1 protein-coding gene is annotated in these 454 nt (G+C 31.9%); it reads left to right on the top strand.

All coding sequences use genetic code 11. The annotated features are described in order from the left end of the window. Window positions 1-53: 53 nt before the first annotated feature. The coding region (locus PUR71_RS41190; protein WP_329925811.1) for a hypothetical protein at window positions 54-454 on the top strand (401 nt) is incomplete at its 3' end.

The raw sequence follows: 454 nt of genomic DNA on the forward strand, positions 1-454 counted from the left end.
TTCTTATATAAGTTATATTGCTTTGTTTTTTTTTTATTATATATGTTTTTCAATTGTTTTATGTTTTTTTGTGTGATTTTTTTTTTTGTTTTTTGTTTTTTTTGTTTTTTTTTTTTTTTTTTTTTGTTTTTTGTGTTTTTTTTTTTGGGGGGGGGGTGGGTTTTGTTTTTTGTTGGTTTGGGGGTTTTTGTTTTTTTTTTTTTTTTTGGTTGGGGGTTGGTTGTTTGTTTGGTTTTTTTGTTTTTGTTGTTGGTTTTGTGTTGGTTGTGGTTTTGTGTGTTGTTTTGGTTGTTTTTTGTGTGGTTTGGGGGGGCCCCCACCAAAAAACAAAAAAAAAAAAAAAACAAAAACCCCCAAACAACCCACAAAAAACACCCACCACACACCCCCCCCCCCCCCCACACAAAAAAAAAACCACCCACAACAACAAAAAACACACACCCCCACAAAAAAA

Source organism: Streptomyces sp. SP17BM10, from assembly GCF_036322405.1.
Taxonomy (GTDB): Bacteria; Actinomycetota; Actinomycetes; order Streptomycetales; family Streptomycetaceae; genus Kitasatospora.